Annotated in this window: 16 protein-coding genes; 9 read left to right on the forward strand and 7 right to left on the reverse strand. The window is 68.9% G+C overall.

Annotation, left to right across the window (positions count from 1 at the left end):
- The first annotated feature begins 166 nt into the window (after window positions 1-166).
- A complete protein-coding gene (locus tag AB0K15_RS24105; protein ID WP_364054687.1) occupies window positions 167-913 on the forward strand; it encodes a CAP domain-containing protein in 747 nt (248 codons plus the stop codon).
- A gap of 6 nt (window positions 914-919) precedes the next feature.
- Here AB0K15_RS24105 and AB0K15_RS24110 read toward each other — a convergent pair whose 3' ends face one another.
- The 4 genes from AB0K15_RS24110 to AB0K15_RS24125 form a co-directional block, all read right to left on the reverse strand.
- Complete coding sequence (locus tag AB0K15_RS24110) at window positions 920-1,921, reverse strand: cation diffusion facilitator family transporter (RefSeq protein WP_364054414.1); 1,002 nt, start codon at window positions 1,919-1,921, stop codon at window positions 920-922.
- A 27-nt stretch (window positions 1,922-1,948) separates the two neighbouring features.
- The gene (locus AB0K15_RS24115) at window positions 1,949-2,410 is read right to left on the reverse strand and encodes a DUF742 domain-containing protein (protein WP_364054417.1); all 462 of its coding nucleotides are present in this window, start codon (window positions 2,408-2,410) and stop codon (window positions 1,949-1,951) included.
- A 252-nt stretch (window positions 2,411-2,662) separates the two neighbouring features.
- The gene (locus AB0K15_RS24120) at window positions 2,663-3,598 is read right to left on the reverse strand and encodes a hypothetical protein (RefSeq protein ID WP_364054420.1); all 936 of its coding nucleotides are present in this window, start codon (window positions 3,596-3,598) and stop codon (window positions 2,663-2,665) included.
- A gap of 149 nt (window positions 3,599-3,747) precedes the next feature.
- Window positions 3,748-6,057: a (Fe-S)-binding protein gene (locus AB0K15_RS24125; protein ID WP_364054423.1), complete on the reverse strand. Its 2,310-nt coding sequence runs from the start codon at window positions 6,055-6,057 to the stop codon at window positions 3,748-3,750.
- 178 nt (window positions 6,058-6,235) lie between these two features.
- On the opposite strand from AB0K15_RS24125, the gene AB0K15_RS24130 reads away from it, so the two are divergent.
- The 3 genes from AB0K15_RS24130 to AB0K15_RS24140 all read left to right on the forward strand — a co-directional run bounded on the left by AB0K15_RS24130 (window position 6,236) and on the right by AB0K15_RS24140 (window position 7,671).
- Window positions 6,236-6,562 carry a multidrug efflux SMR transporter gene (locus tag AB0K15_RS24130; protein WP_364054426.1) on the forward strand — a complete coding sequence of 109 codons (327 nt, stop codon included), beginning with the start codon at window positions 6,236-6,238 and terminating at the stop codon, window positions 6,560-6,562.
- Window positions 6,559-7,119, forward strand: a complete 561-nt coding sequence (locus tag AB0K15_RS24135; RefSeq protein ID WP_364054429.1) for a TetR family transcriptional regulator — start codon at window positions 6,559-6,561, stop codon at window positions 7,117-7,119. The genes AB0K15_RS24130 and AB0K15_RS24135 overlap by 4 nt, the downstream gene beginning before the upstream one ends.
- Window positions 7,120-7,230: 111 nt before the next feature.
- Window positions 7,231-7,671 carry a GNAT family N-acetyltransferase gene (locus tag AB0K15_RS24140; RefSeq protein WP_364054431.1) on the forward strand — a complete coding sequence of 147 codons (441 nt, stop codon included), beginning with the start codon at window positions 7,231-7,233 and terminating at the stop codon, window positions 7,669-7,671.
- Window positions 7,672-7,688: 17 nt separating this feature from the next.
- Here the strand turns inward: AB0K15_RS24140 and AB0K15_RS24145 are convergent, their stop codons facing one another.
- The 3 genes from AB0K15_RS24145 to AB0K15_RS24155 form a co-directional block, all read right to left on the reverse strand.
- Window positions 7,689-8,504 carry an IclR family transcriptional regulator gene (locus AB0K15_RS24145; protein WP_364054434.1) on the reverse strand — a complete coding sequence of 272 codons (816 nt, stop codon included), beginning with the start codon at window positions 8,502-8,504 and terminating at the stop codon, window positions 7,689-7,691.
- Between the two features lie 244 nt (window positions 8,505-8,748).
- Window positions 8,749-9,639, reverse strand: a complete 891-nt coding sequence (locus tag AB0K15_RS24150; RefSeq protein ID WP_364054437.1) for an amidohydrolase family protein — start codon at window positions 9,637-9,639, stop codon at window positions 8,749-8,751.
- Window positions 9,640-9,798: 159 nt separating this feature from the next.
- The gene (locus AB0K15_RS24155) at window positions 9,799-10,338 is read right to left on the reverse strand and encodes a YbhB/YbcL family Raf kinase inhibitor-like protein (RefSeq protein WP_364054440.1); all 540 of its coding nucleotides are present in this window, start codon (window positions 10,336-10,338) and stop codon (window positions 9,799-9,801) included.
- A gap of 171 nt (window positions 10,339-10,509) precedes the next feature.
- Here AB0K15_RS24155 and AB0K15_RS24160 point away from each other — a divergent pair, with 171 nt between their 5' ends.
- From AB0K15_RS24160 to grpE, 5 genes are all read left to right on the forward strand, one after another.
- Window positions 10,510-11,283: a DUF4097 family beta strand repeat-containing protein gene (locus tag AB0K15_RS24160; RefSeq protein WP_364054443.1), complete on the forward strand. Its 774-nt coding sequence runs from the start codon at window positions 10,510-10,512 to the stop codon at window positions 11,281-11,283.
- Window positions 11,284-11,311: 28 nt separating this feature from the next.
- The gene (locus AB0K15_RS24165) at window positions 11,312-11,554 is read left to right on the forward strand and encodes a hypothetical protein (RefSeq protein ID WP_364054446.1); all 243 of its coding nucleotides are present in this window, start codon (window positions 11,312-11,314) and stop codon (window positions 11,552-11,554) included.
- Between the two features lie 123 nt (window positions 11,555-11,677).
- Complete coding sequence (locus tag AB0K15_RS24170) at window positions 11,678-11,962, forward strand: hypothetical protein (RefSeq protein WP_364054449.1); 285 nt, start codon at window positions 11,678-11,680, stop codon at window positions 11,960-11,962.
- A 244-nt stretch (window positions 11,963-12,206) separates the two neighbouring features.
- The gene (gene dnaK / locus AB0K15_RS24175; RefSeq protein ID WP_364054452.1) at window positions 12,207-14,066 is read left to right on the forward strand and encodes a molecular chaperone DnaK; all 1,860 of its coding nucleotides are present in this window, start codon (window positions 12,207-12,209) and stop codon (window positions 14,064-14,066) included.
- Window positions 14,063-14,776: a nucleotide exchange factor GrpE gene (gene grpE / locus AB0K15_RS24180; protein WP_364054455.1), complete on the forward strand. Its 714-nt coding sequence runs from the start codon at window positions 14,063-14,065 to the stop codon at window positions 14,774-14,776. The genes dnaK and grpE overlap by 4 nt, the downstream gene beginning before the upstream one ends.
- Window positions 14,777-14,796 lie beyond the last annotated feature (20 nt).

Here is a 14,796-nt window from a genome sequence, read left to right on the forward strand (position 1 = left end):
GTCCGGGACCGGGAGATCACCATCCCCCTGCACCAGGAAACCCCCGCCGTCGCGTGATCATTTCCGGTGCTTGATCAAATAATGCACTGCGCCTTTCGGGGGTAACGGTCGTAATCGGTTCGTGATAGTTTCCTCGCCCGTGTCCCCCATTGGTGCGCGCGGTCGAGTGGTTTTGGTGTCACTGAGTGTTCTTCTCGGCGGTTTCTCCGCCGCTGGAGGGACTCTGTGGCTCCACGACAGACCCAGCGTGGCGACACTCGGTAGTGTCGTGGTAGGTCAGTCCGACCCGCTGTCCGGCGTGCCGCCGGTCGATCCGTACGCGAAGCAGCCCTCGTCGTCCACCCCGGGCGGCGGCACCCCCGCCCCGGGCGCGGGCGGCACGAGTGGCACCCCGGCGTCCGGCTCGGCCGCCCCCACGACGTCGGCTTCGGCCGGCCCCGGCCCGACGCCGCCGACCGCGTCCGGCACCTCGAGCTCCGACGCCCCCGCGCCCCCGAAGCCGCCGACCGCGCCGACGTCGACCACCCAGCCCCGCACCACGAACCCGTCGATGGCCGGCCAGGTCGTGGACCTCGTGAACGACGAGCGCGCCAAGGCCGGCTGCGACCCCGTCGCCGAGGAGCCCCACCTCGACCAGGCCGCGCAGGACCACAGCGACGACATGTCGGCCCGCAACTACTTCTCCCACGACACGCCCGAGGGCAAGCACTTCGACGAGCGCATCCGCGACGCCGGCTACAGCAAGCCGGGCGCCGAGAACATCGCGAAGGGCGCGACCAGCGCGAAGCAGGTGATGCAGCTGTGGATGAACTCCAGCGGCCACCGCGCGAACATCCTCAACTGCTCGCTGACCAAGCTCGGCGTCGGCGTGACCACCAACGGCTGGTACTGGACGCAGGACTTCGGGTACTGAAACCCGTTAGGAATCCTCGATCGGCTGCGCGGTCAAGTCACCGTAACGCGCCAGCACCGCCGCCCGCAGGTTCGGATCCGACCGCGGCACCGGCTCGATGAACACCTCGGTGACGTCGTGGAACCCCTCGGTCAGCTCACCGGCGATCCGCACGCACGCGAACTCGACGTCGGCCGCCCCCAGTGAGTCGTCGAAGTCCACGCGGGCGCACACCAGCACCTGGTCCGTACCCATCAGCATCGTCTGCAGGTCCACCAGCGCCTCGATCTCCGGTGCCGACACGAGGTGGTCACGCACTCCGCGCACGATCCGCGGGTCCGCCTGACGGCCGACGAGCAGGCCCCGGTTGGTGCGCCCCAGCAGATACGCGACGCACGCCAGCAGCAGGCCGATGAGGATCGACGCGATGCCGTCCCACACCGACGAACCCGTGAGCTGGTGCAACCCGATGCCGGCGAACGCGAGCAGCAGGCCGATCAACGCGGCCGAGTCCTCGAACAGCACGGTCTTCGGCGCGGGGTCGTCGATCATGCGCAGGTAGGTGAAGAACGAACGCCGCTCCTGCCGGGACTCCTTGCGCACCTGCCGGATCGCCTGCAGCCACGACACGCCCTCGAGGACGAACGCGATGCCCAGCACCGCGTAGCCGACGATCGGGCTCGTCTGGTCTTCGCTCTCGCCGAACACCGTGGTGAAGCCCTCGTACAACGCGAACATCGCGCCCGAGGCGAAGATCGAGACGGCCGCGAGCAGCGACCAGAAGTAGCGCTCCTTGCCGTAGCCGAACGGGTGGACCCGGTCGGCCGGGCGCTCCGACCGCTTCAGCGCCGTGAGCAGCAGGACCTCGGTGATCGTGTCGGCCACGGAGTGCGCGGCCTCCGACAGCATCGCGCCCGAGCCGGTGATGATCCCGGCGATCAGCTTCAGGATGGCGATGGCCAGGTTCACGCCGCCGGCCAGCAGCACCGTGAGGGTGCTCTCGCCGCCCGATTCCTCTTGCTCGCTCACGCGCAGAAGACTAGCCGCGCGGGTGGGTCAGAGTCGGTTGAGACCCGAAAGCACGCGCTCCATCAAGGCGATCGCCGGCCGGCCGTCCTCTTTGCGCTGCGGGGCGTGGATCGTCACGAGGCCGAGCTCGGCCAGGTCGTCGAGCAGGACCCGCGCGACGCCGAGGGGAACGCTCAGCGTCGCGGCCACCTCGGCCACCGACCGCGGGTACAGGCACAGCGACCGCACGATCCGGAACTCGCCCTTCACCTGCGGCGTGTTCCAGCGCGGGTCCTGGGCGTTGGCCTTCACGAGCGCTTCGACGGCGAGGTTGCGGCGGGAGTGCGTGCGGCCGCGGGTGAGGACGTACGGCCGGACGAGGGTGCGCGGGCCGGGGACGGGTGACGGGTCGGAGACCCAGCCGTCGCCCACCACGGGCTCGCCGGCGAACTCCTCGGGTGCTTCGCTCGGCCAAACGGGTTCGGGGGTCCGGCCCGGCGCAACGCTCACTCGCCCGGAAGGCGGAAAGGGTGTGCCCGGGTGGCCGGTGTAGCCAGGTCCGCTGTACCCGTTCACCACGTCGCGCCCCCTCAGGTCGGTCGCCGAATTCGTTTCCCGCAAGCGGCGTCGGTCGCGAGGAACCGAAGAATACGCCCGTTGTCCTGTCCGTCATCGGCAATGTGACGAAGCCGGTCCAGTGGTGCAGAAAATGTGCACGGTAAACGTTTTCGTTCGATTTCCGGTACGCGGGTGCCGTTCCTGTCAAACGGTTACCGGAATTTCCCTTCGGGCGGCGAAGATCAAAATGACCAGGGTGGTGACCACAAGGACCATTTGTTCGATCAGCGCGATGGGATTCGCGGTGGCAGTGAGCAGGCCGACCCAGCAGTACGTGACGAGCGCGCCTGCTGCCAGGGAAAACGCGGGTGGGCGGGAGCGCAGAGCGTACGCGAATACGGCTGCTTCGAGCGTCAGCATGAGCGCGACCGTGCCCCACGAATGGAGCAGTGCGGTCTTGTCCACCAGGTGGAACGCCGTGCTCGCAGCGAGCCCGACGGCGAACCCGGTCCACGCCGAGCCCCGCGTGTCAAGGGTTCGGACCGGCAGGCGCAAGGCAAACAGCACGAGCGCGACGGCCACCACGGCCGCGCCGACCAGCTGTCCCGGTGCCGCCAGGAACGGCGTCGTTCCCAACAGGCGAGACACCAGGAACGTCCCCGCCGCGCCGACGAGCAGCGCGCAGGTCCACGCCACGGTGCCCGGCCGGCGCAGCCACGGCTCGCGCCCGAAGAACGCCTCCGCGATCGCGATCGGCGAGGCGATGCTCCAGACCACGTGCAGCGTCAGCACGAACACCGTCCACTGGCCACCGATGCCGAGCACCGGCATGTGCGCGGGGCTCAGCAGGTCGAGGCCCAGGTAGTGGGGGTTGAACAACGTCTGCGTGAGCAGGCCTTCTTCGACGACACCGAAGGCCAGTGCGAGCGTGAGGATCGTCGGCCGGCCCCGGCCGCGGCGGCGCGCGATCTCGCGGATCAGCACCGCGGCCGAGCCGTAGAGCGCCACGAACATCGCGAACATGCCGAGCTGCTGCCCGAGCTCGGGCGGCCCGGCGAGGTACTGGTCACCGAGGAGGAACTCGGCGACGAACGGGGAGAACAAGGCGAGTGCGGCGACCGCGGACTTGCGAAATGGCATGAAGTGATCGTTTCGCTGTGCGAGCATTCGCACACGGGCCGTAAATCACGACTGTTCCCATGACAAATGTCGGGGTCCTGAACGGCCGAACGCCCCTTTCACGACCGTTGTTGATCGTGAAAGGGGCGTTCATTCCAGTTTGATTCGGGCTATTTGTCCTCGTCCGGCAGCGGAGTGCCGGTCGCCTTCTCGTCGGTCGGCACGTCGGGCTCGCTCGTGAGGTCGGCGTCCGACTCGCCCTCGAGCGACGGCGCGCCCGCCGCCACCAGCGCCGGTTCCGGCTTGCGCTTCACGGCCGTGAGCAGCAGCTGGGCCACGTCCACGACCTCCACGCGCTCGCTCGCGATGCCGTCGCTCTGGCGCGCGGTGACGCCGTCGGTGAGCATCACGCGGCAGAACGGGCAGCCGGTCGCGATCTTCGACGGCGCGGTGCCGAGCGCCTCGTCCACGCGCTCGACGTTGATCCGCTTGCCGATCTTCTCCTCCATCCACATCCGCGCGCCGCCGGCGCCGCAGCACATGGACCGGTCGCCGTGGCGGGGCATCTCGCGCAGCTTCGCGCCCGAAGCCCCGACGAGCTCACGCGGAGCGTCGTAGACCTTGTTGTGGCGGCCCAGGTAGCACGGGTCGTGGTAGGTGACGTCCTCCGCGACGGGCGCGACCGGCGTCAGGTACTTCTCGCGCACCAGGCGGTTGAGCAGCTGCGTGTGGTGCACGACGTCGAACTGGCCGCCCAGCTCCGGGTACTCGTTGGCGAGCGTGTTGAAGCAGTGGGCGCAGGTCACCACGACCTTGCGCGCCTTGTGCTCGCGACCCTCGAACACCGAGTTGAGCACCTCGACGTTCTGCTGCGCCAGCATCTGGAACAGGAACTCGTTGCCCGCGCGACGCGCCGGGTCGCCGGTGCACGACTCCTCCGAGCCGAGCACGGTGTACTTCACGCCCGCGATGTGCAGCAGCTCGGCCACGGCCCGCGTGGTCTTCTTCGCGCGGTCTTCGAACGCGCCGGCGCAGCCGACCCAGAACAGGTACTCCGCGTCGCCCAGGTCGCCGTCGAACACCGGCACCTCGAAGTCGAGGTCCTCCGTCCACTGGAGACGGTCCTTGGCGTTCTGGCCCCAAGGGTTGCCCTTGTTCTCCAGGTTCTTGAACATGCCGTTGAGCTCCGTGGGGAACGACGACTCGATCATCACCTGGTAGCGGCGCATGTCCACGATGTGGTCGACGTGCTCGATGTCCACCGGGCACTGCTCGACGCACGCGCCACAGGAAGTGCAGGACCAGAGCATGTCGGGGTCGATCACGCCACCAGTACCGGCACCGTCCGCGCCGCCGATGAGCGGGCGCTCCGACTCGGCCAGCGCCAGCACGTCGATGCCGGCGTGCGGGTTGTCGCCGGTCAGGCCGATCTCGTCTCCGGCCATGTCGCGCTTGCCGCCGGCCAGCAGGTAGGGCGCCTTCGCGTACGCGTGGTCGCGCAGCTGCGTGATCAGCAGCTTCGGCGACAGCGGCTTGCCCGTGTTCCACGCGGGGCACTGCGACTGGCAGCGGCCGCACTCGGTGCAGGTGGAGAAGTCGAGCCAGCCCTTCCAGCTGAAGTCCTCGACCTTGCCGACGCCGAACGTGTCCTCGTCCGGATCGGCTTCCTCGAGGTCGAGCACCTTGCCCTTGCTCATCATCGGCTTCACCGCGCCGAGGGCGACGCCGCCGTCGTCCTCGCGCTTGAAGTAGATGTTGAAGAACGCGCTGAACCGGTGCCACGCGATGCCCATGGTCATCGTGCGGGCCACCACGATCAGCCACACCGTGGCGCTCATCAGCTTGATGAACGCGAACACGGACACGAGAGCGGCGCTGGCAGGCAGCGCGTGCGACAGCGGGTTGGACACGAAGGCGGCCCACGTCGGCGTCTCGTGCACGCCCATCGCGGCCTTCGCCGCGCGCACGCCGATGATGCCGATGCCCTCGATGATCACCACGGCCTCGACGAAGTAGGCCCACTTGAAGTTCGAGCCCGCGAAGCGCGACTGCCGGTCGGCGCGGCGGGGGTGGTTGGCCTGGCGGATGAGCACCAGCCCGATGCCGCCGACGATCGTGGCCACGCCGAGCAGCTCCATGAGCAGGCTCCACAGCGACCAGTCCTCGAGGACCGGCCAGCCCCACGTCGGCACGAACACCTCGCCGTAGGCCTCGAACAGCGCGAGCGACCCGATGAGGAAGCCCCACATCACCATCCAGTGCCACGGCGCGACCTGACGGAACTTCGCCATGCGCGTGTGCGCGGCGAACTCCTTGATCAACGTGCCGAGCCGCGGCATGAACGGTCCGTTGCGCGTCGGGTCGGGCTGGCCCAGCCGGATCACCCGCACGAAGCGGGCGATGGTGGCGATGAACAGTCCCCAGGCGACGATGCCCAGGAGGACCGAGATCCCCCCGAGCGTCAGCTCTACAGCGCCCATCGTCGGGTGCCTTTCGTCCGGTGTGGTGGTGCCGGTGCGTGTGCGCGGGTCACAGCCCCGGTGCCGAGCAGGGTAACGCTTCTTACTGATGGGTAACTGGTTGGCAGCGCCCAAGTCCCACCGATGTGGTGCACGCCTCGCTGGCTAGTGAGACGATCGTTCAGGTAGTTTCGTACTCATGGGTGCTTACTTGTACCTCGCTTTGGCGATCGCCGCAGAAGTGACGGCCACTGTTTCCCTGAAGCTCTCCGACGGCTTCACGAAGGTCTTGCCGTCCGTGCTGGTCGCCGTGGGGTACGGCGTAGCGTTCTTCGCACTTTCCCGCGTGCTGAAGTCGGGGTTGCCTCTCGGCATCGCGTACGCGGTGTGGGCCGCCGTCGGCGTGGCGCTCGTGGCGATCATCGGGGTCCTGTTCCTCAAGGAACCGATCAACCTGGTGATGGCCGGCGGGCTCGTGCTCGTGATCGGCGGGGTGGTGCTGATCGAGGTCGGGAGCAACCAGTGAAGATCCAGGTCGACGGCCGCAAGGCGCGCGGCGAGAAGCGGCGCGCGGAGATCATCGCGGCCACCCTGAGGGTGATCGAGCGCGACGGCGTCGCCGGCGTCACGCACCGCACCGTGGCCGTGGAGGCCGACGTGCCCACCGCGTCGACGACGTACCACTTCGCCTCGCTCGACGACCTGCTCGTGGCCACGCTCATCTCCTGCGCGCGTGACATGGCCACCGAGGTCTACTGGATGATCGACCGCGCCCGCTCACGCGGCAGCCGCGGCGCCGAGGAGGTGGCCGGCCTGCTCGCGGAGGCGCTCGGGCCGCGCCGCGGGCGCACGATGGCCGAGTACGAGCTGTACCTGCTGGCCGCGCGCAAACCCGAGCTGCGCCCGGCCGCGCGGCGCTGGCTCGACGTGCTCACGTCGATGGTCCGCCACGACGACGAGGTCGCGTTCCGCGTGTTCCTCGCCGGCATCGACGGTCTGCTGATCCAGGGTCTGATCGACGACGAACCGCCGTCGGCCGACGAGCTGCGGCCGGTAGTCGACTACCTGCTCAAGCCCCGTTGACTGTGCTGTTGGTTACCAACCCGACCACAGTCACGGCGGGAACAGTCGCCAGCCGCGGTCAGGTCCGGCTGCGTACCCGCCTACTTTCGGCCGGATTGGTAACTTGCGGGCATGCGGATCGCAGGCGACTACGAACTCGACGACGACCCCGGCCGGCTCGACCTCGACGTGCTGTGGAAATTCCTCTCCACCGAGGCCTACTGGGGCCGCTGGCGCACCAGGGATCAGGTCGAGGCGGCCGTCGCCGGGTCCTGGCGCGTGGTCGGCGCGTACGAGCGCGCCACCGGCCGCCAGGTCGGGTTCGCGCGCGCGATCTCCGACGGCGTGACGTCGGCCTACCTCGCCGACGTGTTCGTGGTCGAGGACGCGCGCGGTTCGGGGCTGGGCAAGGAGATCGTGCGCGAGGTGATCGACAACGGCCCGGGCGCGGGCATGCGCTGGATGCTGCACACGGCCGACGCGCACGGGCTGTACCGGCAGTTCGGGTTCGGCGAGCACACCAAGGGCCGGTTCCTCGAACGCGAGGGGGCCAACCGGGAGTCGCTGCGGTAGACCGATCGGTCTAATTTTCAGTTGTCCTTGGCGGACAACAACTTCGAGAAGTGCGCCGCCCCGGCGCGGGCGGCGCGTTCGAGGTCCGAGCGGCGGTCGGCGAACTGGTGCACCGGCACGGAGAACGCGACCGCGCCCGTCACGCGTTGCTCGGTGTCGAGCACCGGCGCGGACACGCACGCGAGCTGGGGTTGGAATTCCTCGATCTCCAGCGCGATCCCCGAGCGCGCCACGGTTTCGAGCTCCGTCTCGAGGTCGCGCGACGACACGCGGGTGCGGTCGGTGAGGCGGGGCATGCCGGCGCCCGCGAGGTAGTCGCGGCGCTCGCGAGCGGGCAGCGACGCCAGCATCACCTTGCCGAACGCCGTGGCGTGCGCGGCTTCGTGGAAGCCGAAGTCGAGCGGCTGCGCGCGCGGGAACGCCGACGAGTCGGCGACGGCCGCGACGACGACGTCGGTGTCGCGGAAGACCGTGTAGTACGCGGGCGCGCTCACGCGCAGGTGCAGCTGGTGCAGGCCGTCGCGCAGCTGGTGGTCGACGTCGAGCTCGCCGAGCAGGCTGTGGTAGAGACCGCCGACCTTGTAGCCGAGGCCGAACCCGCGGCCGTGGCCGAGGCGGATCAAATAGCCTTCGTGGACCAGCGTGTTGAGCAGGTGGTAGGTGGTCGAGAGCTTGTAACCGGCGCGCCGGGCCACGGCCTTGGCCGCGATGCCGTCACCGGCGCCGGCCACGATCTCGAGCACGCGCAGCGCGCGCTGCGCCGATCCGATCAGCCCGCTGGGTTCCTTCTCGGTGGTGTCGTCGTCGGAAAGCGGCAGGGCGGGTTCGGACACAGCGGCACCTCCGTGAACCGTTCGGCGATGAACGGGCGATGACATGCGCCCTCCACCATACGTGCTCCGAACGGCTCAAGCGGAGTACCCGGTCGGCAACGATTCCGCCGCCGTTCGCGGTGCTCACGCCGACCGTCACCCGGCTTCACCCGGTGAGATCAGTGCAGGTCGCACGCCGACGGGCCGTGGTGACTCCGGCGTACCGGCACCTCGGCCCACTGGACCGAACGGGTGAGTCCCGGCGTCACACCGGTACTTTCGAGTTCGACCCGATTTCGTCGCGTTCGGCCGCCGGTTCGGTGGTCCCGCAGCCGTCCGGCACCTCGAGGCCGTACAGGCGCGCCGCGTTGAGGCCGAGGATCTTCTTCTTCACGTCCGTGGTGAGCTCGCCGTACTCGGCCTGGAGGTCTTCCGGCATCTCGAAGTCCACAAAGGACTCGATCAGCCACTTCGGGTGCTGGAGCCCGTAGTCGCTGGCGAAGGTGATCCGGTTCTCGTCCATCCAGTAGAGCAGCTCGCCGATGATCTCGGCGAACTGGCGCGGCCGGGTGAGGATGGCGGGCAACGCGAGCGCGAGGCCGGCGTACACGTTCGGCTCCTGCGTGGCGATCCAGCAGAAGTCCTGCAACCGGGCCAAGCCCAGGTGCTCGACGATGAAGCGCAGGTCCGGGAACGCCGCGGCGACCTCGTCGAGGCCGGCGGCGTCGAAGGCCGCGAACGCGTCGGCGCCGTCGCGGTCGAGGGGGTGGAGCGAGGGAGCGGCGTGGAGGTGGACGTTGCGGATGCCGAACTCCTGGCACTTCTCCAGGAAGCGGTAGGAGCACGGGTCCGACAGCCGCCGGCCCGCCTGTTCGGTGGTGACGAGCTTGACGCCCTTCCGGTTGCCGGCCGCCGGCTCGAGGCCGGCGACGGTGAACCGGCCGGGGTACCGCTCGGTCAACGCGCTCCCGGGCGCCGCGCCGGCGGGGTCGGTGGTGGACGCCGGCTGGAAGATCGCGTGGTCCACGTACCCGGTTTCGAACAGGTCGTGGACGATCGTTTCCTCGCTCTGGCGGCGAAACCCGTCTTCCGTGGGCTTCCAGAAGTGCACGTGACCGTCGACGATGAAGTAGCGCTCGCCGTCCTTTTCGTACATCGGTGCCGGCTCCCTTGCGGTACGAGGTACGTGCTGATGTGCAGCTTCCGATCGTCTTCCCCGGCGAGGGAGCAGGTCAACGGCAGTGATTCCACCTGTCGGAAAAACACCACAGGGCCACCGCGAGCGAACTCACGGTGGCCCTGCTACCGGCGAAACTCAGCCCTTGTTCTCGTAGACCGCCATGATCGTGGCGCGAGCCAGGGTGTGGCCGAACAAGTTGAAGCCGAGGAACGCGGGCGTGGCGTCGCCGTCGATCTCCAGGGAGTCGACGTCGAGCGCGTGCACCACGAAGTAGTAGCGGTGCGGGCCGTGCCCGGGCGGCGGGGCGGCGCCGAGGAACTGCTTCACGCCACCGTCACCCTTAAGAGTGACAGCGCCCGCGGGCAGGCCGGAGCCGTTCGCGTCGCCGGCGTTGGCGGCCAGCTCGGTGACCGACGCGGGCACGTTGAACACGGCCCAGTGCCAGAAACCGCTCGCGGTCGGGGCGTCGGGGTCGTACACCGTGACCGCGAAGCTTCGGGTCTCCTCGGGGAAGCCCTCCCACGACAGCTGCGGCGACCGGTCTTCGCCACCGGCGCCGAAGATGCCGGACAGGTGCGGCGTCGCGAGCGTCTCGCCCTCGGCGATGTCCGTGCTGCGCAGCGTGAACGACGGCACGGATGGCAGGAAATCGTAGGGATTGGGCGATTGAGGCATCAATCCTCCTGAACGCGTTGATCTTGGAAGTCCAGTCGGGACCAGGCTATGACCCTGACCCGGGCCCCGGCACCTCAGGGATGTTTCGGGGGGTTTACCGGATGTCGCGGCACCCGCGCCCCTCCTACCGTTTGCGGAAGACGGATGAGCGGTACTGAGGGGACGGACACCATGGCACGCCCGCTTCTGGCACTGGGTGGCGTAGTTCTGATCGGCGTGGGAGTGGCCATCGCGCTCGGCTGGGGGCTGGGCAGCACGGTGGAGCGCAGCGCGACGGTCTCGCAGCAGATCCGCGGGGTGAAGCTCGACGCGAACTCCGGCGACATCCGGATCCGCACCGGTTCCGGCGCGATCTCCGTGCACCAGAAACTGCACTACAACTTCCGCGGCGAGCCGGGTGACGCCTTCCGGGTGGAGGGCGACCAGCTCGTGCTCGGCGACTGCGGCCGCAACTGCACCGCCGACTTCGACGTCGTCGTGCCGGCCGGGCTGCCCGTGACGGGCCAGTCCGATTCGGGCGAGGTGGATCTCACGGGCGTCGCGAGCGTCGACGTCACGGCCGACTCCGGCCACGCGCACGTGGCGAACGTCGCGGGCCTGGTGAACCTGCGGCTCGACAGCGGTTCGATCGACCTGCAGAACGTCGGGCCGGTGCAGCTGCACAGCGACTCCGGCCACGTGAAGGCCGAAGGGGTGCGCGGCCCGGCCGACGTCTCCGCCGACTCGGGCAGCGTGGAGCTGTCCCTGGTCACGCCCAACGACGTGAAGGTGCGCGCCGACTCCGGCAGCGTCGACGTGCGGGTGCCGGACGGGTCGTACCGGGTGATCGGTGACACCGACAGCGGGCACCGGACCGTGGACATCCCCACGTCGAACAACGCCGGCGAGACCAAGACGCTCGACCTCAACACCTCCAGCGGCAGCGTCACCGTCAAGGCCGCCTGAACCACGACACTTTCGGGGGAACAGTCACATGCGCAAGATCGAGAACCGGGTGCTGGCGGCCGTGCTGGCCGGGGCGGTGGGGGCGTTCGTCGTGACGGCGAGTCTGGGCCTGACGGCCGAGCCTGAGGCAACGACGCCGGCGCCCACCCCGGTCGCCGTGGTCCAGGTGACGGCGCCGGCCGGGGACGTGCGGCTGGCGGAGACGGTGATCGTGCGGGACGAGGGGTCCCACCGCGCCGCGCGGCCGGCCGTCCCGGCTCGTCCGGCATGAAGCTGATCGCCGCCGCTGTCCTGCCGTTCCTGCCGCTGCTCGCGGTGCCGGCCTCGGGTTTCGACCACGTGGACGCCGTGCTCGGCCTCGCAGGAACCGACCGCTGAATGCGGTTTTGTCGACGTGCCGATCGGCTCCGGCTCGGGAACCGCGCGGCTCGCCGTGGTGCTGCTGCCGGCCACCGACCCGGCGCACCGGATCGGTTCGCTGCTGATCAACCCGGGCGGCCCGGCGGATCGGCGACGGTGGTGGGGCACGCGTCGCAGATCGCGGTCGGGGCATGGCCGTGGCGCAGGCACCGCATCCCTACAACACGAACGGCTCGCGCGGCTCGGCGACGGCGACTGCTCTCGCCATGAGGTCGTTGTCGAGCACCACCAGCCTGCTGAACTCCGCGTGCGCGAGTAGTGGAGGCGAAGTACCTGGTGAGCGGCCTCACACCCCTTCGCGGCACGATCTGCCGGTGAGCCCGGGAACAAGAGCCACTACCCCTTCGTTAGCCTGATACGAAGGTTGAGTGCAGCTGACTCAAGTCTGGCTTGACGAAGCTCGCGAGGGACCGATAGAACTTGCCAGGGGTCCGCTCAAGGCGGACCCGAAACGTGCAGGTCACGAACATAGCAGTAGAGCTGCCAACACAGGAGGAAGCACCATGGCGCGAGCGGTCGGCATCGACCTCGGCACGACCAACTCGGTCGTAGCCGTCCTTGAGGGCGGCGAGCCGACGGTCATCGCCAACTCGGAAGGCTCCCGGACCACCCCGTCCATCGTCGCGTTCGCCAAGAACGGTGAAGTGCTCACCGGTCAGTCGGCGAAGAACCAGGCCGTCACGAACGTCGACCGCACCATCCGGTCCGTCAAGCGGCACATCGGTACCGACTGGAACACCGAGATCGACGGCAAGAAGTACACGCCGCAGGAGATCAGCGCGCGCGTGCTGATGAAGCTGAAGCGCGACGCCGAGTCGTACCTGGGCGAGGAGATCACCGACGCGGTGATCACCGTCCCGGCGTACTTCGAGGATGCCCAGCGGCAGGCCACCAAGGAGGCCGGGCAGATCGCCGGCCTGAACGTGCTCCGCATCGTCAACGAGCCGACCGCCGCCGCGCTGGCGTACGGCCTGGACAAGGGCGAGAAGGAACAGACCATCCTGGTCTTCGACCTCGGTGGCGGTACGTTCGACGTGTCGCTGCTGGAGATCGGCGAGGGTGTCGTCGAGGTGCGGGCGACTTCCGGTGACAACCACCTCGGTGGTGACGACTGGGACGAGCGCATCGTCAAGTGGCTGGTCGACAAGTTCAAGGCCTCCAACGGCATCGACCTGACCAAGGACAAGATGGCCCTGCAGCGCATCCGCGAGGCGGCCGAGAAGGCGAAGATCGAGCTGTCGAGCTCCAACTCCGCCGGCATCAACCTGCCCTACATCACGGTCGACGCCGACAAGAACCCGCTGTTCCTCGACGAGACGCTGTCGCGCGCCGAGTTCCAGAAGATCACCTCGGACCTGCTCGACCGCACCAAGGCGCCGTTCAACAACGTGATCCGCGACGCGGGCATCTCCGTCGGCGACATCGACCACGTCGTGCTCGTGGGTGGTTCCACCCGCATGCCGGCCGTGGCCGAGCTGGTCAAGGAGCTGACCGGCGGGCGTGAGCCGAACAAGGGCGTGAACCCGGACGAGGTCGTGGCCGTGGGTGCCGCGCTGCAGGCCGGTGTGCTCAAGGGCGAGGTCAAGGACGTCCTGCTGCTGGACGTGACCCCGCTTTCGCTGGGCATCGAGACCAAGGGCGGCGTGTTCACCAAGCTCATCGAGCGCAACACCACGATCCCGACCAAGCGTTCGGAGATCTTCTCCACGGCGGACGACAACCAGCCGTCGGTGCAGATCCAGGTGTTCCAGGGTGAGCGCGAGATCGCGGCGCACAACAAGAAGCTCGGCATGTTCGAGCTGACCGGTCTCCCGCCGGCCCCGCGTGGCGTGCCGCAGATCGAGGTCACCTTCGACATCGACGCCAACGGCATCGTGCACGTGACCGCGAAGGACCTGGGCACGAACAAGGAGCAGTCGATGACGATCACCGGTGGCTCCGCGCTGCCGAAGGACGACATCGACCGCATGGTCAAGGACGCCGAGGCCCACGCCGAGGAAGACAAGAAGCGCCGCGAGGAAGCGGAGACCCGCAACCAGGCGGAGACTCTCGTCTACCAGACCGAGAAGTTCGTCAAGGACAACGAGGACAAGCTCCCCGAGGACCTCAAGGGCAAGGTCAAGACCGCCATCGACGAGGCCAACGAGGCGCTGAAGGGCACCGACTCGGCCAAGATCCGCGAGTCCATCGAGAAGCTGAACACGGCTTCGCAGGAGCTGGGCACCGCGCTCTACGCCAACCAGGGTGCCGCCGGCGCCGACGGTGGCGCTCCGGGTGCCGACGCCGGTTCCGCCGGTGGGGCGCAGGACAAGGCCGATGACGTGGTCGACGCCGAGATCGTGGAAGAGGACGAGAAGAAGTGACCCCACGACACTCCGAAGCCGAGGGCCGGGGCCCCGAGGAACCGGTGGTCGTGCGTGACCGGCGGCGGGTCGACCCGCAGACCGGTGAGGTCCGTCCCCCTGCCCCGGAACCCGCTGTGCCTGAATACGACAGCCCAACCGAGGGGGCGCCCGCGCAGCACGCGGGCCCCTCGCTCGGCGACTCGGTGGACGACGCGGTCTCGGTCGCGTCCGACGTCGAGAAGCAGCTGGCCGAGCGCACGGCCGACCTGCAGCGCCTGCAGGCGGAGTACGCCAACTACCGCAAGCGCGTGGACCGCGACCGCGAGGGCGTGGTGCTGAACGCGAAGGCGTCGGTGGTCGGCGACCTGCTCCCCCTGCTCGACGACCTCGAGCGGGCGGAGCAGCACGGTGACCTCACCGGTGCGTTCAAGGCGGTCGGCGACAAGCTGGTGAGCGGCTTGCAGCGAGCCGGTCTCGAGTCGTTCGGCGTGGAGGGCGAGCCCTTCGACCCGAGCGTGCACGAGGCCGTGCAGCACAACACCTCGCCGGACGTGGCGGGTCCGACGGTCACCGTGGTCATGCGCCGCGGCTACCGCTTCGGCGACCGGGTCCTGCGGGCGGCGCTGGTCGGGGTCACCGACCACGAGCCGGCCGCGGCACCGGTCGACCCGCCCGTCGGCGGCGAGCTGCCGCTGGACGGGTCGATCGATGAGCCGAACCAGCAGTAACAACCGTTTCGTAGCGAAAG

The organism is Amycolatopsis sp. NPDC049253 (genome assembly GCF_040678995.1).
Taxonomy (GTDB): Bacteria; Actinomycetota; Actinomycetes; order Mycobacteriales; family Pseudonocardiaceae; genus Amycolatopsis.

Coding starts and splice junctions, on each gene's coding strand:
- AB0K15_RS24120 (WP_364054420.1), bottom strand. CDS start 3,598: ATGCCATTTCGCAAGTCCGCGGTCGCCGCACTCGCCTTGTTCTCCCCG.
- AB0K15_RS24125 (WP_364054423.1), bottom strand. CDS start 6,057: ATGGGCGCTGTAGAGCTGACGCTCGGGGGGATCTCGGTCCTCCTGGGC.
- AB0K15_RS24130 (WP_364054426.1), top strand. CDS start 6,236: ATGGGTGCTTACTTGTACCTCGCTTTGGCGATCGCCGCAGAAGTGACG.
- AB0K15_RS24140 (WP_364054431.1), top strand. CDS start 7,231: ATGCGGATCGCAGGCGACTACGAACTCGACGACGACCCCGGCCGGCTC.
- AB0K15_RS24150 (WP_364054437.1), bottom strand. CDS start 9,639: ATGTACGAAAAGGACGGCGAGCGCTACTTCATCGTCGACGGTCACGTG.
- AB0K15_RS24155 (WP_364054440.1), bottom strand. CDS start 10,338: ATGCCTCAATCGCCCAATCCCTACGATTTCCTGCCATCCGTGCCGTCG.
- AB0K15_RS24160 (WP_364054443.1), top strand. CDS start 10,510: ATGGCACGCCCGCTTCTGGCACTGGGTGGCGTAGTTCTGATCGGCGTG.
- AB0K15_RS24165 (WP_364054446.1), top strand. CDS start 11,312: ATGCGCAAGATCGAGAACCGGGTGCTGGCGGCCGTGCTGGCCGGGGCG.
- dnaK (WP_364054452.1), top strand. CDS start 12,207: ATGGCGCGAGCGGTCGGCATCGACCTCGGCACGACCAACTCGGTCGTA.